General features: G+C 61.8%; 19 protein-coding genes and 1 pseudogene. 12 read left to right on the forward strand and 8 right to left on the reverse strand.

What is annotated here, in order from left to right:
* Window positions 1-135 precede the first annotated feature (135 nt).
* The 8 genes from STE01S_RS13625 to STE01S_RS13660 all read left to right on the forward strand — a co-directional run bounded on the left by STE01S_RS13625 (window position 136) and on the right by STE01S_RS13660 (window position 8,794).
* The gene (locus STE01S_RS13625) at window positions 136-402 is read left to right on the forward strand and encodes a hypothetical protein (RefSeq protein WP_062768511.1); all 267 of its coding nucleotides are present in this window, start codon (window positions 136-138) and stop codon (window positions 400-402) included.
* Window positions 402-842 (forward strand): periplasmic heavy metal sensor, encoded by a 441-nt coding sequence (locus STE01S_RS13630; protein WP_062768514.1) that lies wholly within the window; start codon window positions 402-404, stop codon window positions 840-842. Before STE01S_RS13625 ends, STE01S_RS13630 begins: the two co-directional genes overlap by 1 nt.
* Window positions 839-1,402, forward strand: a complete 564-nt coding sequence (locus STE01S_RS13635; RefSeq protein ID WP_062768517.1) for an RNA polymerase sigma factor — start codon at window positions 839-841, stop codon at window positions 1,400-1,402. Before STE01S_RS13630 ends, STE01S_RS13635 begins: the two co-directional genes overlap by 4 nt.
* Window positions 1,403-1,459: 57 nt before the next feature.
* A complete protein-coding gene (locus STE01S_RS13640) occupies window positions 1,460-3,238 on the forward strand; it encodes a copper resistance system multicopper oxidase (protein WP_062768519.1) in 1,779 nt (592 codons plus the stop codon).
* The gene (locus STE01S_RS13645; RefSeq protein ID WP_062768522.1) at window positions 3,235-4,320 is read left to right on the forward strand and encodes a copper resistance protein B; all 1,086 of its coding nucleotides are present in this window, start codon (window positions 3,235-3,237) and stop codon (window positions 4,318-4,320) included. The genes STE01S_RS13640 and STE01S_RS13645 overlap by 4 nt, the downstream gene beginning before the upstream one ends.
* 321 nt (window positions 4,321-4,641) lie before the next feature.
* Entirely contained in the window at window positions 4,642-7,344 is a 2,703-nt protein-coding gene (locus STE01S_RS13650; RefSeq protein WP_062768524.1) for a TonB-dependent receptor domain-containing protein, read from the forward strand.
* 11 nt (window positions 7,345-7,355) lie between these two features.
* Entirely contained in the window at window positions 7,356-8,060 is a 705-nt protein-coding gene (locus STE01S_RS13655; protein ID WP_062768527.1) for a PepSY domain-containing protein, read from the forward strand.
* Window positions 8,057-8,794 (forward strand): PepSY domain-containing protein, encoded by a 738-nt coding sequence (locus tag STE01S_RS13660; protein WP_062768579.1) that lies wholly within the window; start codon window positions 8,057-8,059, stop codon window positions 8,792-8,794. Before STE01S_RS13655 ends, STE01S_RS13660 begins: the two co-directional genes overlap by 4 nt.
* Before the next feature lie 5 nt (window positions 8,795-8,799).
* Here the strand turns inward: STE01S_RS13660 and hutC are convergent, their stop codons facing one another.
* On the reverse strand, window positions 8,800-9,636 hold the full coding sequence (gene hutC, locus STE01S_RS13665) for a histidine utilization repressor (protein ID WP_255265958.1): 837 nt from the start codon (window positions 9,634-9,636) through the stop codon (window positions 8,800-8,802).
* Window positions 9,637-9,796: 160 nt separating this feature from the next.
* Window positions 9,797-10,627: a 23S rRNA (adenine(2030)-N(6))-methyltransferase RlmJ gene (locus STE01S_RS13670; protein WP_062768534.1), complete on the reverse strand. Its 831-nt coding sequence runs from the start codon at window positions 10,625-10,627 to the stop codon at window positions 9,797-9,799.
* Between the two features lie 119 nt (window positions 10,628-10,746).
* Between STE01S_RS13670 and STE01S_RS21025 the strand changes: the two are divergent.
* Window positions 10,747-10,941 (forward strand): annotated as a pseudogene (locus tag STE01S_RS21025) (IS5/IS1182 family transposase); the annotation flags it as partial.
* Window positions 10,942-11,098: 157 nt separating this feature from the next.
* On the opposite strand, the gene STE01S_RS13675 reads toward STE01S_RS21025, so the two are convergent.
* Both STE01S_RS13675 and STE01S_RS13680 read right to left on the reverse strand, forming a co-directional pair.
* Window positions 11,099-12,457: an amidohydrolase gene (locus tag STE01S_RS13675; protein ID WP_255265959.1), complete on the reverse strand. Its 1,359-nt coding sequence runs from the start codon at window positions 12,455-12,457 to the stop codon at window positions 11,099-11,101.
* Between the two features lie 60 nt (window positions 12,458-12,517).
* Window positions 12,518-13,063, reverse strand: a complete 546-nt coding sequence (locus STE01S_RS13680) for a TetR/AcrR family transcriptional regulator (protein ID WP_162928285.1) — start codon at window positions 13,061-13,063, stop codon at window positions 12,518-12,520.
* A gap of 348 nt (window positions 13,064-13,411) precedes the next feature.
* Here STE01S_RS13680 and STE01S_RS13685 point away from each other — a divergent pair, with 348 nt between their 5' ends.
* Window positions 13,412-16,315: a TonB-dependent receptor domain-containing protein gene (locus STE01S_RS13685; RefSeq protein WP_062768539.1), complete on the forward strand. Its 2,904-nt coding sequence runs from the start codon at window positions 13,412-13,414 to the stop codon at window positions 16,313-16,315.
* Between the two features lie 178 nt (window positions 16,316-16,493).
* Here the strand turns inward: STE01S_RS13685 and STE01S_RS13690 are convergent, their stop codons facing one another.
* The 4 genes from STE01S_RS13690 to STE01S_RS13705 form a co-directional block, all read right to left on the reverse strand.
* The gene (locus STE01S_RS13690) at window positions 16,494-16,967 is read right to left on the reverse strand and encodes a DUF2269 family protein (RefSeq protein ID WP_062768542.1); all 474 of its coding nucleotides are present in this window, start codon (window positions 16,965-16,967) and stop codon (window positions 16,494-16,496) included.
* Window positions 16,967-18,247, reverse strand: coding sequence for an SDR family oxidoreductase (locus tag STE01S_RS13695; protein ID WP_062768544.1), 1,281 nt, complete (start codon window positions 18,245-18,247; stop codon window positions 16,967-16,969). The genes STE01S_RS13690 and STE01S_RS13695 overlap by 1 nt, the downstream gene beginning before the upstream one ends.
* Before the next feature lie 252 nt (window positions 18,248-18,499).
* Entirely contained in the window at window positions 18,500-19,234 is a 735-nt protein-coding gene (locus STE01S_RS13700) for a MobA/MobL family protein (protein WP_082813339.1), read from the reverse strand.
* Window positions 19,235-19,385: 151 nt separating this feature from the next.
* Complete coding sequence (locus STE01S_RS13705; protein WP_162928286.1) at window positions 19,386-20,141, reverse strand: exonuclease domain-containing protein; 756 nt, start codon at window positions 20,139-20,141, stop codon at window positions 19,386-19,388.
* 463 nt (window positions 20,142-20,604) lie between these two features.
* Between STE01S_RS13705 and STE01S_RS13710 the strand changes: the two genes are divergently transcribed.
* Both STE01S_RS13710 and STE01S_RS13715 read left to right on the forward strand, forming a co-directional pair.
* Window positions 20,605-21,702, forward strand: coding sequence for a hypothetical protein (locus tag STE01S_RS13710; RefSeq protein WP_162928287.1), 1,098 nt, complete (start codon window positions 20,605-20,607; stop codon window positions 21,700-21,702).
* A 520-nt stretch (window positions 21,703-22,222) separates the two neighbouring features.
* The coding region (locus tag STE01S_RS13715) for a hypothetical protein (RefSeq protein WP_162928288.1) at window positions 22,223-22,441 on the forward strand (219 nt) is incomplete at its 3' end.

Below are 22,441 nucleotides of genomic sequence, written 5' to 3' on the forward strand. Positions count from 1 at the left end.
CACATGGTCATGTTGCTAATACGCATGGTGATACCGCAGCCCTCGAAGAAAAAGGATCGGGGCGGCTTTGGGAGAGGGTGAGGGGTGCGGCGTTCGCGTGCGTATCGCCTTATTGAAAGGACCGGTGAAAAGGTGATGGACGTAGATATTCGGGAACTGAATGTGGGCGCGTTGCCGTCGGCGATCGATGCGCTCGACGATCGCGTGCTCCTTGCGCTCTCCGTCCGCAAGGCCGAAGCCGCGGCGACGCGCCGCCTGATGGCGGTTGCGGCGCTCTTTTCGCTTGGCGGCGGAATGGTCGCAGGCAGCGTGTTCGTACCGAGCGCGGTTGCGGCGAGCCCGCTGACGCCGCTGATCCCCGCGAGCCCGTTGGCGCCTTCTACGATATTGGATGCGCGCTGATGACCGCTGCGCGCCGGGCCGTAATCATCGGGTTCATTGCGTTTCTCGCGGCGGTCGCCGGTGTTTTCGTTGGCCGATTGCTTGTCGATACGCCGAAGCCGAGCGAGGCCGAACTGCACACGCTGTTGCACCGCGAGCTGACGCTTTCCGCTGACCAGGAAAAGCGACTGCAGGCGATCGAAGCGAAGTATTCCGGACGGCGCGAAGCGCTGGAGCTCGAGATGCGGGCGTCGAACATTCGTCTGGCGCAGGCGATCGAGGCTGAGCATGGCTATGGTCCGCGCGTGACCAAAGCGATCGACGAAACGCATGAGGTGATGGGCGAATTGCAGAAGGAGACGCTCCGTCACCTCTTCGCGATGCGCAGCGTTCTCGATCGCGATCAGGCCGCGATGTTCGACAAGGTTGTGGTCAAGGCGCTGACCGCCGATGCAAGGTGACGGGTGATCTTTCGCAATGTAGCGACCGCGATCTCGCGGCGCTCGCGCTTTCCGGTCGGCAGGATGCGTATCGCGAGTTTCTGGCGCGCTATAAAATTGCCGTTTTCCGCCTGATCCGCAGTAATGTGGGTGACGATAATGAGGCGATGGACCTGACTCAGGAAAGTTTTGTTGCGGGTTTCGCGGCGCTCGCCCGTTATGATGGCGAGCGGCCGTTCCGCCTCTGGATATCGCGCATCGCGCTCAACAAATGCCGCGACTGGGCGCGCCGCCGTGCGGTCCGGTCCTTCTTTACGCGCGCGCTGCCGCTTGAGGCGGCTTACGATGTTGCCGGCGACAGCCCGGCCGTCGAAACCGAGGCCGCCGATCGCGCCGAATTGGCTCGGGTCCGGAAGGCGATCGCCGATCTGCCGTCCAATCTTCGCGAGGTTATCGTGCTGCGCGGCATCGAAGAGCTCAGCCAGTCGGAGGCGGCGGAGATGTTGGGCGTCAGCGAGAAGGCGATCGAGACGCGCCTCTATCGGGCGCGCGGCAGACTGCGCGAGATGCTCGGCGAATGAGGGGCGCATGCGGCGCGTGCGTATGGTTTTACAGGTTCGACAGGAAGAAGCGGGATTATGCAGATCGATCGGCGGCAGTTCATTGGTGCGGCGGCAGGGGGCGGTGCGGCGGCGGCGCTTGCCGCATGGATGCCGGCATGGGCGCAGCCGGTTTCGCCGGGCTTCAAGGCCCAGTTGCCGACCGTATCCGGCGACGACATTACGCTGCGGATCGCGCGCCAGACGATGCGCGTCGAAGGCAAGGTCGCCCGCGCGATCGGGATCAACGGGACAATACCTGGTCCGTTGATCCGCCTCAGGGAGGGGCAGAGGGCGCGGCTGACGGTGGTCAACGAGCTGGACGAGGACAGCTCGATCCACTGGCACGGATTGATCTTGCCGTTTCAAATGGACGGCGTTCCGGGAGTGAGCTTTCCGGGCATCAAGCCGTGCTCGACATTTGTTTATGAATTTCCCGTCGTGCAGGCCGGGACCTATTGGTATCACAGCCATTCCGGGCTGCAGGAACAACTCGGCCACTATGGGCCGATCGTCATAGATCCCAAGGATGTCGATCCGATCGGTTACGATCGCGAACATGTCATCGTGCTGTCGGATCATAGCCGCCTGTCGCCCGAGGCGATCTTCCGCAAGCTCAAGGTCAATCCCGGGCATTTCAACATGCAGCGCCAGACGCTTGGCGGGTTGCTGGCCGGCAAGGATCAGTCGCTGAAGGAGCGGGTCGAATGGGGCGCGATGCGTATGGACCCGACCGACATCGCCGACGTCAATGGTTCCACCTACACCTTTCTCGTCAACGGCCACGGGCCGAGCGATAACTGGACGGCGCTGTTTGCGCCCGGCGAGCGGGTGCGGCTTCGTATCGTCAACGCCTCGGCCATGTCGATCTTCAACGTCCGCGTCCCGGGTCTCCGCATGACGATCGTGCAGGCCGACGGCCTCAACGTCGTGCCGTTGCCCGTCGACGAATTCCAGATCGGCGTCGCGGAAACCTATGACGTGATCGTCACCCCGGTCGAAGATCGCGCTTACAGCTTCGTCGCCGAGGTCAATGACCGGTCGGGCATGGCGCGCGCGACGCTGGCGCCGCGCGCCGGAATGATCGCCGCGGTGCCGCCACTCCGCAAGCGCCCGCTCGCGACGATGAAGGACATGGGCATGGGCGCGATGGGCGGTGACGCGCCGTGCCCTGCCGAACACGCCGCAATGAGGCATTGCATGCCTGCCGCTGACGCGGGCGCCGACCATGCCGCGATGGGGCATGGTGCGGGCGGAATGAACCACAGCATGCGCGACTTCGACGTCGCGCCGCAGGTCAAGCGCGACCCGAGCGTCCAGACGATCTCGCCGATGCCCGTCGATCGCATGGGGGAGCCGGGGCAGGGGCTGGAGGATGCCCAGCGCAAGGTGATGACTTATCGCGACCTCGTCGCGCTCGACCGCAATCCCGACTTCCGCGCACCCGGCCGCTCGCTGGACATCCATCTGACGGGCAATATGGAACGCTTCATGTGGTCGTTCGACGGCGTGAAGATGTCCGACCATCATGAACCCATTCCCTTTATCGAAGGCGAGCGCGTGCGCGTGAATCTGATCAATGATTCGATGATGGTCCACCCGATCCACCTGCACGGCCATTTCTTCGAGCTGGTGACGGGGAAGGGGGATCGCGCGCCGCGCAAGCATACGGTGATCGTCCAGCCGGGCGGGATCGCGACCTTCGATTTCACGGCCGACGCGCTCGGCGACTGGGCCTTCCATTGCCACCTCCTCTATCACATGCACGCGGGCATGATGCGCGTTGTCAGTGTCCGTCCGAAGGAGGACGCCGCATGATGCCCGCATCGTTATTGCTCGCGGGCCTCTGCGCCTTCGCGCTGGTTCCCCCCGCGGCCGCCCAGTCGGATCATGCGGTGCATGGCAGTGCGCCGTCAGCGCCGGCTGCCGACGAACCCGTGGCGATGGATCATGGCGACGGCGGTCAAATGGATATGGAGCCTTCCACGACCTGCGCGCCCGAACATGCGGCGATGGGTCATTGCACGCCGGAGGCGACGGACGCCGCCGAAGCGCCCGCCGATCCGGCCTGTCCGCCGGAACATGCGGCGATGGGTCATTGCGCCCCCGCAGCGTCGACGCCGACCGCGGCTTCCGGCGCGGTCGGAACCGATCTCCCACCAGGTGATTCGCCGGCGCCCCCCGTTCCGGATGATTGGTATGCCGACCGCCTCTATCCAGAAGGCGAGATGGAGCATTCGCGTCACGTCATGATGCAGGAGAGCGGGGGGCTGACGACGGCCTTTCTCAGCTTCAGTCTCGCCGAATATCAGGCCCGCAAGGGGCGCGACGGTTATCGCTGGGAAGCCGAGGGCTGGTATGGCGGCGACATCAATCGCATCACGCTGAAGAGCAAGGGCGAGGGAGCTTTCGGTGAGGCCATCGAAAGCACCGAAACGCAGCTTCTCTACAGCCGCGCCGTCGGCCCCTATTTCAACCTGCAGGCAGGGGTCCGTCAGGATGCCGGGCATGGCCCCGACCGCACCTATGCTACCGTCGGCTTCGAGGGGCTTGCTCCTTATTGGTTCGAGGTCGAGGGGGCGCTGTTCCTGTCGAACAAGGGGGACCTTTCGGGCCGGATCGAGGGTTATTATGACCAGCGCATCACCCAGAAACTGATCCTGCAGCCGATGGCGGAATTCAACTTTGCGGCGCAGGACGCACCTGAGATCGGAATCGGATCGGGGCTGTCCGACATGGAACTCGGTCTCCGCCTCCGCTATGAGGTGGTCCGGGAATTCGCGCCCTATGTCGGGTTCGAATGGGCCCGCAAGTTTGGCGATACCGCCCGTTTCGCACGCGCCGCGGGCGAGGACGCGAGCGGCGTCAGCTTTGTCATGGGCGTCAGAGCCTGGTTCTAACGCTCGTTCTGGAGCGAAGCTCCAGCGGCCGTGCCTCGAAGCCCGAGGCGCGGCCGTTTTTGATTCGCTCAAGGTCGGGCAGGTTGCGCGTCGGCTTGGGAGGCGAGATGCGCAGCGTTCGTAATATAATTTCAAAAGTTACGCCCTCTGCAAAAAAAATGGCGCGGGATGAGGGGTGATGCGTTCCGATGCGTATTTGTTACGGAAGTATATCTATAAACATCTATGATAAGATATTGAAAAAAAAGATAAAATGCTATTGACCTGTATATACAATTGATGCTCTCTGGCGGGACGCAAAGCCAAAAAGGGGGTTTCGCCATGACGATCAGGACAACATTGCTGGCCGGCGCTGCTGCCGTCGCCTGCTTCTCCGCACCAGTATTCGCCCAGACAGACAGCGCGCCGGAGACTGGCGCCGAAAGTGCCGGGCCGGGCAGCGACATCGTCGTGACCGGGTCGCGCATCCGGCGTCAGGACCTTGCGGGCGTCGGGCCCGCGACGGTGGTCTCGGCCGAGCAGATCGAAAATACCGGCGTGGTAAATATCGAAACCGTGCTCCAGCGCCTGCCCGCCAATGCGGGTTTCGCGGGCAACCAGACGTCGGCTTATTGGACGAACAACGGCTATGGCACGGCGCAGGTCAATTTGCGCGGCCTCGGCATCAAGCGCACGCTCGTACTGCTCAACGGCCGCCGCCTTGTCGCAGGCGGAACCGGCGCCAATTCGTCGCCCGACCTCAACATGATCCCGGTCGCGGCATTGGCGCGTACCGACGTGCTGAAGGACGGCGCCTCGGCGATATATGGCGCCGACGCGATGGCGGGCGTGGTTAACCTCGTCACGCGCACCGATTATCAGGGGCTGGGCCTCAGCGTCCGGCAGGGCATCACGGAAAGGGGTGACGGGTCCGACTTCACCGCCGACCTCTTGTGGGGAATCCGCAACGATCGCGGCGGCTTTATGGCGGCCGTTACATATCAGAAGACAAGCGCGGTCAACATGGCAAGCCGTGCGCCCTGTTCGCTCGCCGAGACCACGCCGGGCCAATTGTCCTGCGTCAACAGCGCCTCGACGGTCGGCGGCCGCGCGGTGCTGCCGAACGGGCAACAAATCAACTTCAACCAGGTGCCGGGCGGTGACGGTGATTTCTTCGAACCGTACAGTGCCGCCAAGCATAACTTCAATTCGAGCCCGTTCCTTAACGCCGTCAGCCCCGTCGAGAGGGTTAGCACCGCCTTCTTCGCCGACTATGACCTGACCGACAGTATCGAGGCGTTCGGCGAGTTCCTCTATACCTTCCGCAAATCGAACCAGATCGCGACCCCCGGTACGCTCCGCAATCTGTCGATCGCGGCGAGCAATCCGACGAACCCGACGGGCGAGAATATCGTCCTTGTCCAGCGTCGTCTCGCTGAACCGGGGCCGCGCCAATTCTTCCAGGAAACCGATACCTGGCAAGGCACCTTCGGCCTGCGCGGCAAGCTGTCCAACGACTGGCATTGGGAAGTCGCGGGCGCCTTCGGGCGCAACACCGCGGTCGACGGCTCGACCAACATCGCCAATCTCGAACGCGTTCGCAACAGTCTGAACACGAGCATCTGCAGCAGCGCCCCGGGCGCCGCCGTTCCGTGCGGCGACTATCTGGGCTTTGGCGACCTGACGCCCGAGGTTCTCGACTATATCCTGTTCACCTCACGCGACCGCGGCGGCAACGAACTGGCGACCTTCACCGCCGATCTTAACGGTGATCTGTTCAAGCTGCCGGCCGGGCCGGTGTCGTTCGCGGCGGGTGTCGTCTATCGCAAGGAAAAGGGCTGGCGTGATCCCGACCCCCTTACTGTTCTCGGCGTCGCCAACACCAACCAGCAAAGTCCGATTTCGGGGAAAAGCGTCGCGAAGGAAGCCTATCTCGAGCTTTCCGTTCCGGTTCTTGCGGACACGCCCTTCTTCCGGGCACTTACGCTTGACGGGGCCGTGCGCTATTCGGATTATGACCTGTTCGGGAATGACTGGAACTACAAGGCCAGTATCGATTGGGTCGTCAACGACAGCTTCCGGCTGCGCGGTACCTATGGCACCGGCTTCCGCATCCCCAACGTCCCCGAACTGTTTGGCGGCGTGTCGGAAGGCAATCTGACGACCACCGATCCCTGCTCGCGCTATTCGACCAGCGGCAATGCGACGCTGATCGCGAATTGCCAGGCGTCGGGCGTGCCGGCGAACTATGTCCAGCTCGGCACTACGATCCTGACCACAGTCGGTGGCAACCAGAATCTGAAGCCCGAAAGCTCGACGACCTGGACCGTCGGCACGGTGATTTCGCCGAAAGGCCTGGTTCCCGGCCTGTCTCTGACTGCCGACTGGTTCGATATCAAGATCAAGGACGCGATCAGGGCGATCCCGGGTTCGACCAAGCTTTCGGTCTGCTATGCGAGCCAGAATCTGTCGCACCCCTTCTGCGACGATTTCACGCGCAGCACGCTGACGGGCGAAGTCACCTATCTGTCGGCGCAACCGATCAACACCGGCCGAGAGGAAATGAACGGTCTCGACCTCGGGCTGGTTTATGCCGGGGGCATCGGGTCGGTGAACATCTCGCTCGACATGAACGTCACCTACCTCAACAAATATGTCGTCAATCCCTTCCCGGGGGGCGCGCCGATCTTCTTCGACGGATTCATCGGCGGCGGTAACGGCGGCTATCCGAAGTGGCGCGGCTATAGCGTGCTGACCGCAGAGAAGGACGGCGTCAGCGCGACCTGGTCGACGCAGTGGATCGGCAAGGCGACCGACTTCAACGCCTCGCCGGGCGAGATCGGTTACCGGACGCCGAACGTCTTCTATCACAACATCCAGCTCGCTTGGGAAATCGACGAGAAAACCCGCTTCCAGCTCGGGCTCGACAATCTCTTCGATCGCAAGGCGCCCTATATCCAGAGCTTCACCGACGCGAACACCGATACGATGACCTATGATTTGCTCGGTCGCCGCTTCTATGTCGGTTTCCGTACCGCCTTCTGAGGATATCGACGATGGCAATCCGCTGGTCGCTTCTCGTTCGGCGAACGCATAAATGGCTGGCCCTCGCGGTCGGCGTCCAGGCACTGCTCTGGACGCTGACCGGGATGTATATGGTGGCGGTCCACATCGACATCATCCACGGAGACAATCTGGTCCGTGCGCTGGCCGAAAAGCCCTTCGATCTGTCGCGTCTGGCGGAGCCGTCACAGGTGGTCGCGGCGGCACCCGGTGCGTCGGAGGTGCGCCTGCAAAGATATTTCGGCGCGCCGGTCTGGCGGGCCGAAACGCCCGGGGGACCATATTTGTTCGATGCCGCGACCGCGCGCCCGCTGCCCAAGCCGAACGAGGCGCATATCCGCGCGCTCGCAAGGCAGATATACACCGGCGGCGGTCAGATCGCTTCGGTCAGGCTGCTGACCGAAGCCCCCCAGGAAATGCAGTCGCGCAAGCCGCCTTATTGGCAGGTGGAATTCGAAGGCTGGAACCGGCCGACGCTCTATCTGTCTCCCGCGACGGGCGAACTCATCTCGCGGCGCCATGCGCTCTGGCGCGTCTTCGATTTCGCCTGGATGCTGCACATCATGGATTATGACGAGCGCACCGACGTCAACAATCCGCTGCTCCGCATCGCGACGTGGAGCACCTTTGCCATGGCGGCAATGGGGGCATGGCTGTTGATATGGTCCTTCCCGCGCCGCAAGAGGAAGAAGGCATGAAAAAGTTTCGCCTGACGCCGCTGTTCTTCCGCCGCGTCCATAAATGGGTCGCCCTGATCCTCGGCCTTCAGTTCCTGCTCTGGGCGCTCAGCGGTTCGGTGATGGCGCTGCTCGACAAGGACAAGGTCGGTGGCCACGGCGGCGGCATGAGCCACGCGCATCCGTTGCCCGCCGGCGACTATGCCATGCTTGCAAAGCTGCCGAACGGCGAGCCCGTTCACGGGTTGGTGCTCCGTGATCTTGGCGCCCGCCCGGTCTTTGAAATTCACAGTCCGAAGGGCGTCGAATTGATCGACGCGACCAGCGGTGAGCATATCCGCGTCGATCAGGACATGGCGCGCGAGATCGCGTCGATGATGAACGAGGCGCCCATTCGCTCTGTCAGCGTGCTCTCGAAACCGAACCTTGAAGCGCGCGATTTCAAGGGGGCGATGTGGCGGGTGGACTTCGCCGATGACGAGAATAGCAGCGCCTATGTCTCGCTCGACACGGCGCGGTTCCTCGTCATGCGCGGTGACACCTGGCGGACCTGGGATTTCTTCTGGATGCTCCACAATATGGATTATGTGAACCGGAAGAGCTTCAACCACCCGCTGATCATTTTCGTTGCGTTCGGTGCACTATGGCTTTCTGGAACGGGCTTTTATCTCCTGTTCAAGAGTTTCAGCCGCGCCGATTTTCGCTGGCTCCGCCGCCGACGCAAGCCTGTCGTGGTGACGCGAAGCGCGGGCTGACTGCATCAGTCGTCGATCGAGAAGGCCGCCGACAGCTCGAACCGCGTGCCGGGATGCGTCAGCCATGCGTGCGACACCAGTCGCCCGCGGCTCCAGGTGCGCCGTGTCATCCGCAGCACCGGCTCGCCGGCCGCGAGGCCAAGCATCGCGCGGACGCGCTCGTCGGGCATCATCGCGCAGACCCGATGCTCGACGCGTTCGAGCGGGGCGATGCGCGTGAGATATTCGTTCGGAGTCGTCGCGGAAAAGTCCATATCGCCATAATGGGGCGCGATCGATGCGAGGACGACGCGTTCCTCGAGCTGGATCGGAAATTCGGCTTCATGATGGACGATGATCGAACGGAACAGCCTCGTTCCCACCGGGACCGCAAGCAGGGGAGCGCTCTCTGCATCCGCTCGTTCAGCGACATTCTGGATTACACGGGCGCGGTAGACGTGACCCCGATCGCGAATTTCATCGGCGATATTGCGGATCTCGATCATCTGTCCGATGGGTTTGGGTTCGGCGATGAAGGATCCGATTCCGGCCCGACGGATGATGACACCTGCGGCCTGAAGCTCGCGCAGCGCCCGGTTTGCCGTCATGCGCGACACGTTGAATTGATCGACGAGTTCGGCCTCGGACGGCACGCGGTCGCCGGCCTTCAACCGGCCTTCACGGACGGCCTCCGAGATAGATTGTTTGATGATGGCGTAGCGGGGGGAAGCATGGCCAATCCCTCGAACCCCGACTTTCAAAGTTCTGGCGGATTCTGGAGCCGTTTGCGCGACCGCACTACGTGACACAAGTGAGGAGGAACTCATCAGTCGTATATACGGGTCGGAGCTGAAGAAATCCAACCCACATCAAGGGGTTTGCTACTGCGATTTCTTTCATAGCCAGATAGGTCCATGTTCCATCGAATGCCTACTTCTTCGCATTGCGCACCAAAAACTTCCGATCGCCTGTCTACCGACGGTCGTCGCTGAGCGGCAGTCTTGGCCGTTGATGATGGCATTTTTAACCGCCCAACCAGTCCGCCGTAATTTCTCCCCTATGCCCTTCCGGCGCCAGCGCCGCGCGCAGGGCGTCCATCAGAGGCGGCAGTGCTTGAGTGAAGGCGTAGGGCGGGTTGACGATGAAAAGGCCCGCGCCGTTATAGATGTCAGGCTGATCGCTATCGTACAGCCAATGCTCGACCACCAGAAACTTCCGGATTCCGAGTTTCCGCAACTGCGCCTTCCACCGCACATGCATGGCGCGGTCTTTCAGCGGATACCAGATCACCATCACGCCATGTGCCCATTTGCGGTGGGCAGCGGCAAGGGTGGCGGTGATACGGGCGCGTTCGTCGGCCTGCTCGTACGGCGGGTCGACCACGACCACGCCGCGTGCAGTGCGGGGCGGCAGCATTGCCAGCCAAAACTCGTAGCCGTCACGCTGATGCACGGCGGCGGATGTGTCGCGCATCGCGCCGCGCAGGGCATAGGCGTCTTCGGGATGTTTCTCGTTCAGGATCAGAAAATCCTGCGGACGAAGAAGCTGCGCCAGAAATCGCGGCGATCCGGGGTAGAAGCGAGGCTCTACCCCGGTATTCACCGCCCGCACAGCGGCACAGTAGTCGTCCAGCAAGGGGTTCGGGTCGGCAATGGCCCGCAGCACGCCCTTTTTGGACTCGCCGGTGCGCCGCGCCTCCTCGCCGCCAAGGTCGTACAGCCCACAACCAGCATGGGTGTCGATCAGGGTGAGCGCGCCGGGTTTTTGCTGCAAGGCCCGCACGATGGCGATCAGCAAGCTGTGCTTTACGACATCGGCGCTGTTGCCGGCATGAAAGCTGTGGCGATAATTCATTGCAATTCAAAATCCTGGCGATCTGCCTTATACGATCGGCTGGGCGCGGAAAGCCGAGTGCGAGTGACAGAGGCAATCAATCCGCTCCCGGTACAGCGTCGGACCGAAACCTTCAAAGCATTCTGCGCATGGAATATCTGGCGAAACCGCAGGCATCCAATTGCAAGACGATCGTGATCTGGGCGACCTGTTGCAAAGCGCGCTGCACGGAGTGAAAACGGGGGGCGGGGCGCCTGATCGGTCGCACGAATGGCAGCATGAGTGCGAAGCTGCATGCCGTGAGCGATGCGATTGGTCGCCCGAGCGGCTTTTTTCGACGGGCAGCTGCGCAGTTTTCTCGGAGGCTTTGCGATTTCAGCCGGGACCGCGCCGGGCAAAGCCCCAATGGACCTTGGGTCCAGACGCGGCAGGTTGACGACCTCAAGATTTGCCTTCGCGGTCAGCGTCCGGTCGGGGCCGTTGACCGTCCGATCATTTGCCTTGCCCCCCGTCTGCCATCACCATCAGCACAGACAGAGCGAGCGTTTCAGCGCCCCGTTTGATCGCCGGCTCGGGGACTGGGGCGAAATAGGGTGAGTGGTTGACCGGCAGTTGTTTCCCTTCGGCCTGATATTGCGCGATCATCGCGGGGTCGTAACCGCCGATAGCGAAGAAGACCGACGGGACGCCAGCGTCGATGAAAACCGAAAAATCCTCACTCGCGTTGCCGCCCGCTTCGCTCTTGGGGACAAACTGTACATCCTTGCCGAATGCTTCGGTCAGCACAGCCGCCGACCGCGCCGACAGCGCCGAGTCATTATGCACCGCGTTGGTGCCGTTGGCGTGTTCGATCGTCGGGGCGGGCGCGTGCGACATCTCGGCAACGGCGCGCGCCGTCCGGCCGACGCCTTCGATCAGCAATTTGCGCGTGGCGTCGTCGTGCGAGCGCAGCGTCAACTTCAGGTCGGCGTGATCGGGAATGATATTGTTCACGGTCCCCGCGACGAAGCTGCCAACCGTGATGACGCCAAACGCCTTGGGATCCTTTTCGCGGCTGATGATCGATTGAACGTCGGTGACAAAGCGGCTGCCCATCATCACGGGATCGATCCCCTTGTCGGGCATTGATCCATGCGCGCCGACACCATGGAAGGTGATATGGATCGCATCGGATGCCGAACTCACGACGCCGTCCTTCACCATGACCGTGCCGACCGGCATCGGCGCGACGTGCGCCGCGAAACCGAAATCAGGCTTGCGCCAGCGCGTGAAGAGACCATCGGCCACCATGGCTTCGGCGCCGCTGACGGCTTCCTCGGAGGGCTGGCCGATGAACATCAGCGTCCCCTTCCACTGATCCTTCATCGCCACGAGCGCGGCGGCGGTTCCAACCCACCAGGCCATGTGGCTGTCGTGGCCGCAACTATGCGCGACAAAGCTCTGCTCGCCGTTCCATTGCTGCCGGGCGCGGCTAGCATAGGGGAGGCCGGTCTTTTCTTCCATCGGCAGCGCATCCAGTTCAGTGCGCACGAGGACCGTTGGGCCGTCGCCATTTTTGTAAATGGCGACGATGCCGGTCTGGCCGACCTTTTCGGTGACGGTGAAGCCGAGCTTGCGCATCTCGCCGGCGAGCAGCGCCGCGGTGCGGGTCTCCTGAAAGCCCAGTTCGGGATGCGCATGGATGTCCTTGTAGAGCGCGTCGAGGTGCGGATATTGCTGGTCGAGCGTCGTGTCGATCCGGGCCTTGGCTGCTGCGACATCGAAATCTGGAGGCGCGGTGGTGGGTGCCTGTGCAAGTGCCGGGACCGCGATCAGCGCGGTGGTCAGCGTCAGCAGCAACTTGTGCATCATCATGTCTCCTGTTGTGCGGAATCTGTTTTTGGTGGTGGGCGCCGCCATGGACGCACCGGTTCAGCGCAGCGTCGCGGTAACGAGCCGTTCGAGAAAATCGTCGGCGAGCGGGCGACCGGCGAGATAGCCTTGATCGATCGCCGCAGTCAGGGTGAAGAGGATTTCGAACGCGCCGAGGACGGGCTCGTGTCCCTGTTCTGCCAGCGCCTTCGTCAGCGTGGAGACATTGGCCTTCCGACGCTGCCGCTGGGCTTCGAGGATGGGAGCGATAAGAGCGGGTTCGTGCCGCCGCGCTTCATGAATGGCGGGCAGGCACACGCTGACCACCGCGTCGTCATAACGGTTGCGCACGCTGGTCGCGAAGGACAGCAGATCGGTTTTCGCGTCGCCCGTGTCGGTCAACAGTGCGTCGTCGAAGCGATCGTTGAAGGCATCGACCAAGGCGGCGACCGCCGACGGCCAGCGACGATAAAAGGTCGGGCGCGGCACACCCGCGCGCTGGCAAACACGATTGACCGACAGGCCGGCAAAGCCCTGTTCGCCCAGCACCGCGACGGCGCTGCGCTTGATGCGCTCGTCAAGATCGGCCTGCCTTGGCCGACCCACGGCCGTGTCCCTGTCTTCGCCCAATAGGATATTATCCATTCTGCCCAATTCCTCATGCCCCAAAGGGCCGGCACAAGCGACCGGAAATATATACGATACATGTATGTATCGAAATATGGTCCCGGTCAAGACACCCGCCACAGCGAACGGCGCGCGCGCATCGGGTGGTCCACGGCTGCGGCTTCGCGGCTACGATTGACAGCAGCATCCATTTTGCGCCAAGAGCTATTTCGATGCATGTTTGTATCGTAATTTTATGGGTTCGCGACAGATAATGAGGCCTCGCCTTTGCGCGACGCTCTCGCCGCATCGTCGCATCGGGTCACGACAGGGGAAGGTTCTTTGAAAATGCTGGATAATCGCAAGCTGCTCCTCACAATTTCGGCTTCGATCATTTCGCTTGCCGGTGCGCCGGTGTGGGCGCAGACCGACTCGGCTACCGATCAGGCAGCCGAGGAGGCACCGGCGCAGGAAATCGTCGTGACCGGCTCGCGTATCTCGCGCCGCGATTTCGAGGCGCCCAGCCCGATCGTTACATTGGGCAGCGATGCCGTCTCTTCGACAGGCAGCGTGACGCTCGAAGGCGCACTGAACCAGCTGCCGCAGTTCACGCCCGATTCGACCGCATTTTCGAACGACCTCAATTCGACCGGTCAGGCTACGCTCAATCTGCGCGGCCTTGGTGCGCAGCGCAACCTCGTCCTCCTCGACGGCCGCCGTCTCCAGCCGTCCAATTCGAGTCAGGTCATCGACATCAACACGCTTCCGACGATCCTGATCGGCGGGGCCGAAATCATCAGCGGCGGCGCTTCGGCGGTGCATGGCTCGGACGCCATTTCGGGCGTCGTCAATTTCAAACTGCGCCAGATCGACGGTCTGGAAGTTTCGGGCCAGAACACGATCACCAGCCGCGGCGACGGCGGCATCCGCGAAATCTCGCTGGGGGGCGGCACACGCTTCGCCGACGGGCGCGGGCAGGTGACTGTGGGCGTCTCTTATACCGACCGCGATGCGATCAATATCAATTCGCGGGCCTTCTTCCGCCAGAATCGCGGGGTGTCGAGCACGATCCCGCTCGGGCTGTTCACGCCCGGCGCGAACGCGCCTGATCAGGCTGCGGTCGATGCGGCTTTTGCGGCTTATGGCATCGCGCCGGGCAGCGTCCCAGCAAGCTCGTCGATCGGGATAAACCCCGATGGCACCCTGTTCTCGACCGGGCGCGGGGTCTATAATTACCGCGACGATGTCCCCTTCGTGCTCAACACCGGCTCGGCGTTGCTCGCGACGCCGCAACTCACCTATTCGCAGATTCCGCTCGAACGCATTTCGACCTTTGGCCGCGCGACGTTCGAGGCGTCGGACAATCTGAAGCTGTTCGTCCAGGGGCTCTACACCGACTATACTTCGACGACGATCGCCGACGCCGCGCCCAATGCGGGCCTGTGGACGATGCGCGTCCCGGTGACGAGTCCCTTCATCCCCGACGCGCTGCGGCCGCTCCTCGACGCGCGCGCCAACCCGGCGGCCCCGGTAGTCGTAACCAAGCGCTACAGCGAGGTAGGGCCGCGCCGCACCGATCACGACGCGACGACGTGGCAGATTCTCGGCGGCGCGTCTGGCAAGCTCGGCAATAGCGACATAAGCTGGGAACTCTACGGATCGACGGGCAAGAGCGTCGTCGACGATATCGCGAACGGTTCAGTCTTCACCGACCGGGTACAGACCCTCGTATCCGCCCCCGATGGCGGCGCTTCGCTCTGCGATGGCGGCTATAACCCGTTCAGCGCCACCAATTCGGCCGAATGCGTCGCCTATATCAGCGGGGTAACGCGCAACCGGACCGAAACGCGACAAGACGTTGTCGAGCTCAATATCCAGGGCGGGTTGGCCCAGCTTCCCGCAGGCGATCTGCGCTTCGCGGTCGGCGCGGGCTATCGCCGCAACGAATTCAGCTTCGCCCCCGATGCGCAGCAGATCACCGGCAATGTCGTCGCCATCGCGCGCACTTCGCCGACCGCTGGTTCGACGCGCGCGATCGAAGGCTATGCCGAGCTGCTCGTTCCGGTGCTGCGCGACGTGTTCGCGATCCGGGAGTTGACGCTCGATTTCGCCTATCGCTATTCGGATTACAAGCAGAGCGGCGGGGTTTCGACCTACAAGGTCGATGTCGACTGGACCGTCACCGACGGGGTGCGGCTGCGCGGCGGCTATCAGCGCGCGATTCGCGCGCCCAATGTCGGCGAGCTTTATACCGCGACCACCGGCCTCTATCCGACCATCGGCCTGATCGCGAACGGCGGCGGCGATCCGTGTGACATCCGCAGCAGCTACCGCACCGGCAGCAACGGTGCCGCGGTCCGCGGTATCTGCGTCGCGCAGGGGATGCCCGACGCGATCGCCGACGTCTATGTCAACAATGTCGCGCAGGTCGCCGCCTATCTGTCGGGCAATCAGAATCTGAAGCCTGAAAAAGCCGATACCTATACGATCGGCGCGGTCTTTTCCCCACGTGCGGCGTCGCCGTGGTTGTCGGGAATCCGTGCGTCGATCGACTATTACAATATCGCGATCGACGATGCGATCGCGGTGATCCCGGTATCGGTTTCGCTCAACAAATGCTTCAACGGCGACGGCAGCAATCCGGGCTATGATGCGGCGAATTTCTATTGTTCGCTGATCGGCCGCGATGCGGGGACGGGCGGTATTACCAACGCGTTGCAGCCCTATCTGAACCTCGGCGGCTATCGCACCGCGGGTGTCGATGTGCAACTCGACTGGAGCGTGCGGATGGCCGATATCGGACTCGGTGACGGATCGGGACGCTTCGGTATTTCGTCGGTGATCAACTATCTCGACAAGTTCGAGATACAGAATCTGCCGGGCTCGCCGTTCCAGGATTTCGCGCGCACCATCGGATCGGGAACGACGCTGCCGCGCTGGCGTTCGACGACCTCCTTCACCTATGGCACCGACAGCATCAACGCGCTGCTTCGCTGGCGCCACATCGGCGCGATGGCCGACGCATCGACCGTTACCAACGCCGCCAGTACGACGCCGGGGGTGAAGGCCTACGATTATTTCGATGCATCGCTGCGTATCGATCCGGTCGATCATTTCAGCCTGCGGCTGGGCGTCAATAATCTGTTCGACAAGACGCCGCCCGTCGTCAGCGGTGTCCCCGGAACGACCGATGCCGGTACCTACGACGTACTGGGCCGGACCTTCTACCTGTCCGCTACGGCGCGTTTCTGACGCTTGAGGGGCAGGCGGGGATGATGGCCGCTCGCGCTGTACGTCCTGCTTGGCCTGTGGGCCTCCCCAATTGCTGGTTGGCTCATCGAAGCGAGACCACTCGCCGCCAAATATGTGGCGCGGCATCGAACGGGACGAGGCTTGTCCGGCAATTGGGCGGCGAATTCGCCCGAGGCCATCACCACAAATCGGGTTTGGCGACCATCAGCCAGAATATAGCGATCAAGCCCAGAAAGGCAGGCCACCCGAGCGCGAACCACAGCCGCATCGTCCGCTCATAATCCGCTCCGAGCGGGCGGCCTTCCGCCAGTGCGGCGGCCGCGAGCCTTTGCGCTTTGATCTGCAACCAGACGACCGGTGCCCAGCAGGCGAAGGCGAGACCATAGAGAAGAAGGGTTACGACCAGCCACGAACTGTCCAGTGGATATCCGGCCAGATGGACCAGCCACAACCCGCTGGCAGGCTGGACGATGCCGCTCGAGCCCGTGAAGATCCAGTCGGCGCGCACGACCATGGCACCGACGCTGGCAATCGTCGCCGGATCGCGGGTAAGATGCGCGTTCCAGAAATACCATGCAGTGCCGGCGCCGAAACCGAACAGCACCGTGCTGCTGATGATGTGCAGCGTCTTGGCGATCAGATAGCCGTCCATCAGCGGTTGTTTCCGATCACGCCATGAACCGCGATCAGCAGCAGGATCGGGATATTCTTGATCAGCGGGCCAAGCGGATCGAGCCACAGTTGCGGCAGCGCGATACCGATGACGAGCGTATAGCCCGCGACGACGGCCACTTGGACCAGCGTGCTTCGGCGCGCATCGCGATCGAGGAAAACCAGCAGGGCGACCCCGATGTCGATGACGCTTCCGCTCAGCTGCAACAGCCCGTCCCAGTTAGGCGGCATACCGAGTGCCTGGGTCAGGGCGTGGGTTGCGGCGGCGCCATGAAAGAAGCCGACCCAAGCGGATACGAGCCAGAGGAGAATGAGCACGGCCCGGATCGCGGGCGCGAGGAAGAACAGTCCTGCGTGCCAGCGATCCTGCACCTCGGCAGGCCGGGCGCGCAAGGCGTCGTCCAGGCTGCGAGGGGCAAAGCCGATCGCATCGGCATAGCCCTGGCTATCGCCCGCATTGCCTGCGATCATCTGCTTGAGGCTGTTGGTCGATATTGGGCCATCGCCGACGATGTCGCCGACACGGCCAAGAAAATGCATGACCGGCATCGGGAGGGCCAGGAAACGCGCGGGTCCGAAACCCAACCATGCACGATATCGCGCGAGAAGAGTGCGCAAATCCAGCGTTTCCGGCCCCACCGGTTCGAGAGTCCGTCCAAAGAAGCCGTCATTACCGCAAATCAAGGCGACGCTGCGCGCCAGATCGTCTGCATGGATCGGCGTTAAAGCGGAATCCCCCTTGCCGGGCAAGGGAACGAGCCACGGCAGACTGGCCAGGCCGCGCAAAAGCGACGTGCCGCCATAGCTGCCGTTGCTATAGACGAGCGAAGGGCGCAAAATCGTCCACGCGACGCCGGACGAGCGCAGCAAGTCTTCGCCGGTAAGCTTGGTATCGGCATAATCGGTGTCGGCGTCGGGGCTGGCGCTGATCGCCGAGATCAGCAGGATATGCTTCACCGCCACCTGCTTTGCCGCAGCATATAGAGCGCCCGGCATCCGCACATGTACGGCTTCCATTTCAGCGCCGCGCAGCTTGCCGGCGGCATTGACGATACACTCGATGCCGACAAGGCGCGAACGCCAGCCGTCGACGTCGGTTGCTCCGGTAAGATCGAGCGCGAGAAAACGGACCTTCGGAAAAGCGGCGGCGAGGTGCCGCGGCTTGCGCACGACAGCCGTGACGTCATGTCCGGCCGCCAATAGCGCAACGAGTATATGCCGACCGATAAAACCGCCCGCTCCCAAAAGCATGACGTGCATTCACGATCCCCCAGAGAAAGGAAGCCAGCCCCGCGAAAGCCGCCACGACGAATGAACGAGAACCGCGACAATCCGTTGTGCGACGGTTAGGTTGATTTCCGAGAGCTTGTAAAGGCCGATCCGACCGGCATCGGTCTGGAAGTTGGAGCGGGTAGCGGGATTCCGCTCCACTCTATGCCTGCCCTAAAACCCGCAGAAAACCTAGGTTTTCGTCATCGTGTGGGATGGGTTGTATCCCACTGTGTGGGAAGGTCAAGTCGCCTGAAATGAGCGCTCGTTGCGCGGGTTCGATTCCCTTTTTTGCCGGGGTGCTGAGCGCCACGCCCGCATCGCCTCGCTCAACCGGCACGCCCTTCGCCAAGCAAGCTCGAAGGAACGCTGGCGCGCCCAGTTTCCGAGCCAAGCTATGTGACGCCGTCCATGGCGGCTGTTATGCCGCCACATCTTGGCGGTCACGCACAGGTGCAGGTGCGGCCTGACAAGCCAGCTCCCGTCGGCCGCTTCCACGGCATGAATGGCCCAGGCCACGACCGCCCCCTTAGCGGTCAGCTCGCGCTCAACGAAGCCCGTCACAAAATCTTGCCAGCGGGCGGGCGGCAATTTCGTCGGCAGGTCCATGACCACATGCCAAGCTGATAGCTCGGTAGGGTCGTCCGTTGCGTAGGCCATCTGATCTGCCTCCTCCCAGATGCGATAGCCCTCGCAGGCCCACACCGGCGCGCTCGCAGGGAGCAACAGACCTGAACCGCGAAGCTCGACCCTTCGCTGCTCGAACGAGGCTGGCATCGCCCCGTAACGGTCAACGGGCGACCCATCGCGCCAGATGTAGGCGACATTGGCAACGGCGGTGCGATAAGCCGGCTTCCTGTCCCGCCATTTCCACGCCTCCGAAATGGGCCGGATATTGAAAGCGGGTTGATCCACCGAACGTGGAAGCAAGCCGAGCGCGCGCTTTGCGGCGTCGATCTGTTCTTTGGTTACGTGCATTTGAATTCTCCTTGAAACGAAAAACGCCGCCCCACTTTGCGGGACGGCGCTGAGAGGCAGCGAAGGCTTTGGCTAAACGTCGAACTGTCGCGCCTCGGCTTCGCCACTGATTGCGGCTGCGCCGCAGAATGCGCAGCGCGACAGGGCGAGGTCAGCCAGAATAGCGCTCATACCAATCCACCACCTCGCGCTGAGGGCGTATCAGTTGGCAGATATTGCGAAGTGCGCGTTCTTCTTCGGCAGCCGCAGCCGGATCGACCTCGATCGTCCACATGCGCCGGTGACTCTCCCAGCGGTAACCCCGCTCGCGGAGGCGGTTCTTGATCTCGATCGGCGCGCCATGCGCCGCGATGCGCGCTCTCGGCCTTTTGCCATGATCGACGATATGCGCAGCAATCGTTCGCCCATCGGCTGCCGGCAGCGAGATCAGCACTGCCAGCGCCGCCGTGTCGATTTCGGCGCGATGCGGAGAATAGAAGAGCCCTGCATGATTGAGCAGCGCCCGCTGTGTGCGCCCTTCATAGCCGGCGCCAGACCAATCGTAATCGCGCATGGCACATACTGCCGGGTGATCGAGCCAGTCGAAGCGGCGCCGTAGTCGCGGAATGTCGAAGCTGGCGTTGAAGGCGAGCAGAACATCGACGTCGTCGAGCTGGTCGGCTAGCAGTTCTTCATCAAACCGCTTGCCGGCGAGATACAAATCGCTGAGCCCTGTGAGCCGCGCAATGTCGTCGGCAAGCGGCTCGCCTGGGTCCTCGAACATGGACAATGGCGCGGTCATATCGCCGAGCTGGCCATCGATCAGCGAAACCTTCACCAATGCGATCTCGATGATCTTCGCATTTTCGGCGAGGCCGGTCGTTTCGATGTCAATGACGCCGATACGAATGTCCGGCCCATGGGGCATGGACGTGAACCACATTTCTTCAATCCGTGGCAGGCGCCGAAGGACGCGATAATCTGGGCTATCGTCGAGCGCGCCGGCATAGCGCCGAAGGCGGCGGTCGCCGCCCAATGTATATGGTAGCATGAAGTAACTCCGGGTGCCGGGGACGGCCGGCGCCGGAAGACTCGATGCAGATGCTTTTTCCCATCTCCAGGAGTCTTCGCTCCAGAGCGCTGAAGCGATTGTTGTGCATGCAGAGCGCCGACCGTCAGGTCTGGCGCAACCCGAGGGGCGTGCCGCCCCGATCCGAGCCTCCGCATGGAGGTGATAGTTAGGACCCTTCGCTCGCGCAGAGTGGGATCTCTGCCCGAGGCGTTAAAGCAAACATTACGTGCGTAGCGCGTAACGTTTGCGGTATTGCGCCTGATCCTAAAGTTGACGGGGGACCCGTCGACTTTACGGTATTGCGCCTAAACACAAAGATGTGGCTCTGCCACAACTTTGCGGTATTGCGCCTGAAACTAAATCGCCTCACTTCGCGTTGGAAACGCGCATTTTGTCCTGTGGGATCAAGTTTTCCCAGCGTTGGTTAAAAGATTTTTCTTTTCGATCGGCTATTGAAAACGGTGATAATCCTCAAGATATCGAGATTATCCGAGTTTTCAAAGGTCTGTTTTGCATGGCGCGTCCGAAGAATTCGAAGACCTTCACGAGGCTTGCCGGTCTAAATGCGGACCTGCGTAAGGACTTTGCTGATCTGTATGACGTCCTCATGAGATGGCGAACTGGCGATTGTCATTACATCGATGTTCAAATAGCTTTGGACGCGGTGTGGATGATTCCATATGACTATCCTGAACCGCCTGCCTCGAATACTGACGATCGAGATTCACGCCTGTTGCGCCTTACGAACAAGTATATGGGGTTGTCGGATGCAGCGAGCAGGTTGGCCGAGCTTACTGCTCTGACAGCAGCAGCCCGCGACAAGGCACGCGATGAAATGGCGGCTTTAGCCTGCCAGCCTTTGCCTGTTCCGGAATATATGGACCAGCTCGCGATCCGAATGTTGGCAGAAGGCATAACGCAAAGCGACGTTCATCCCGCCAGCCGGGAACTTGCCAGGCATATGGTCGCCGCGTTACGCGAGTTTAACGAGCGTCGCAGCAAATCGGAATTCGAGGATGACGACGTCTACGACGACGCTCCCTTGCGAAGCTGGAAAGACCTGCCGCGCCGATTTGCCGGTTGGGAACTTACTGAAAAACCTAGGACCGGAAATCGCTTGTCGCCCACTCCACTGCCGCCATCCACTGACATAGCCTATTTCACGGAAACTGGCGAACGGCCGCCGTTCCGTGAATCATTAGTAGAAACCTACGATTATTTCGCACGGATTATAGACGATTGGCATCAACGAAATAACAAGACAGCCGCTCCTTGCCTTGCGTCGGTCTGGGCGCTGTTGCTTGCACACCGAATTACCGACGATGGAATCGGAGACAAGTTTTACGAAGATTTTCGTTATGACATCGTGTCGCCGTGGAACGAAAATATGATCGCATTCATTGATCGCGCTACGTGATCTGCTCCACGGCTGAAAAGGAGCATGATCGCGCCATAAAGCTTTAGACGTTGGTCGATTTAACACCCAGATTCTGCGCCGTCCCAAACGACATTTCCAGCATCTCGCAATCCGCCTTGCCACACGTGGACCGACCGCGATGACTGGTCCGGTTGCACGGCTGCGTGAAGATTGCCTCCGATCTCAGCTTGAGTGGGAGGCGGTGCACCACGAATTTGGGTCATCATTGCTCTCGCTGGCCAGATAGACGGGCTCACTCCCGTCATGGCACGCGACAATTTCGTCACGGTCCCAGCCTATTAACGCGCCTGAAACGCCTTTCCATAGAAGGCGAGACTTTCGCTGCGTTGAGTAGTGCAACCGGAGGTCCTGGCCTCATTCGGACCGCAATCCTCGTCTTTGTTTCAAGCGGCGGTAAAGCGCTTGAAGTAAGTCGCTATTCTGCGACATAGTTGAACGACACCGCCGGGCAGTGTCACACGAAATCTCAAAACCGCTCGAAGGAACGGCAGCCAACGTAATGAATGTTTTCGACCTCGATAACGACCTTATCGGACGCTACGAACAGTTTGCGCGTTCTTTCACTGATATTCGCAGTGCCGACCTGAAAGCCCAAATAGACGCCATCTACGACAGCGGCATATTCTGGCCCGAACCCCTGATCGGGCTCAATCCCCGCTATCGGTCGGGCGGCTCGATCGCCAAACTCGTGGAAGATGGGTCGGCCGATCCTGCGCTC

This window comes from Sphingopyxis terrae subsp. terrae NBRC 15098 (genome assembly GCF_001598815.1).
Lineage (GTDB): Bacteria > Pseudomonadota > Alphaproteobacteria > Sphingomonadales > Sphingomonadaceae > Sphingopyxis > Sphingopyxis terrae.

What these genes read in the sequence shown, in the direction of transcription:
- STE01S_RS13705 (WP_162928286.1), bottom strand. Translation starts at nt 20,141, where the DNA reads ATGCCCCATGGGCCGGACATTCGTATCGGCGTCATTGACATCGAAACG.
- STE01S_RS13700 (WP_082813339.1), bottom strand. Translation starts at nt 19,234, where the DNA reads ATGCACGTAACCAAAGAACAGATCGACGCCGCAAAGCGCGCGCTCGGC.
- STE01S_RS13655 (WP_062768527.1), top strand. Translation starts at nt 7,356, where the DNA reads ATGGCAATCCGCTGGTCGCTTCTCGTTCGGCGAACGCATAAATGGCTG.
- STE01S_RS13670 (WP_062768534.1), bottom strand. Translation starts at nt 10,627, where the DNA reads ATGAATTATCGCCACAGCTTTCATGCCGGCAACAGCGCCGATGTCGTA.
- STE01S_RS13645 (WP_062768522.1), top strand. Translation starts at nt 3,235, where the DNA reads ATGATGCCCGCATCGTTATTGCTCGCGGGCCTCTGCGCCTTCGCGCTG.
- STE01S_RS13675 (WP_255265959.1), bottom strand. Translation starts at nt 12,457, where the DNA reads ATGATGCACAAGTTGCTGCTGACGCTGACCACCGCGCTGATCGCGGTC.
- STE01S_RS13625 (WP_062768511.1), top strand. Translation starts at nt 136, where the DNA reads ATGGACGTAGATATTCGGGAACTGAATGTGGGCGCGTTGCCGTCGGCG.
- STE01S_RS13690 (WP_062768542.1), bottom strand. Translation starts at nt 16,967, where the DNA reads ATGGACGGCTATCTGATCGCCAAGACGCTGCACATCATCAGCAGCACG.
- STE01S_RS13650 (WP_062768524.1), top strand. Translation starts at nt 4,642, where the DNA reads ATGACGATCAGGACAACATTGCTGGCCGGCGCTGCTGCCGTCGCCTGC.
- STE01S_RS13660 (WP_062768579.1), top strand. Translation starts at nt 8,057, where the DNA reads ATGAAAAAGTTTCGCCTGACGCCGCTGTTCTTCCGCCGCGTCCATAAA.
- STE01S_RS13630 (WP_062768514.1), top strand. Translation starts at nt 402, where the DNA reads ATGACCGCTGCGCGCCGGGCCGTAATCATCGGGTTCATTGCGTTTCTC.
- STE01S_RS13640 (WP_062768519.1), top strand. Translation starts at nt 1,460, where the DNA reads ATGCAGATCGATCGGCGGCAGTTCATTGGTGCGGCGGCAGGGGGCGGT.
- STE01S_RS13695 (WP_062768544.1), bottom strand. Translation starts at nt 18,247, where the DNA reads ATGCACGTCATGCTTTTGGGAGCGGGCGGTTTTATCGGTCGGCATATA.
- STE01S_RS13685 (WP_062768539.1), top strand. Translation starts at nt 13,412, where the DNA reads ATGCTGGATAATCGCAAGCTGCTCCTCACAATTTCGGCTTCGATCATT.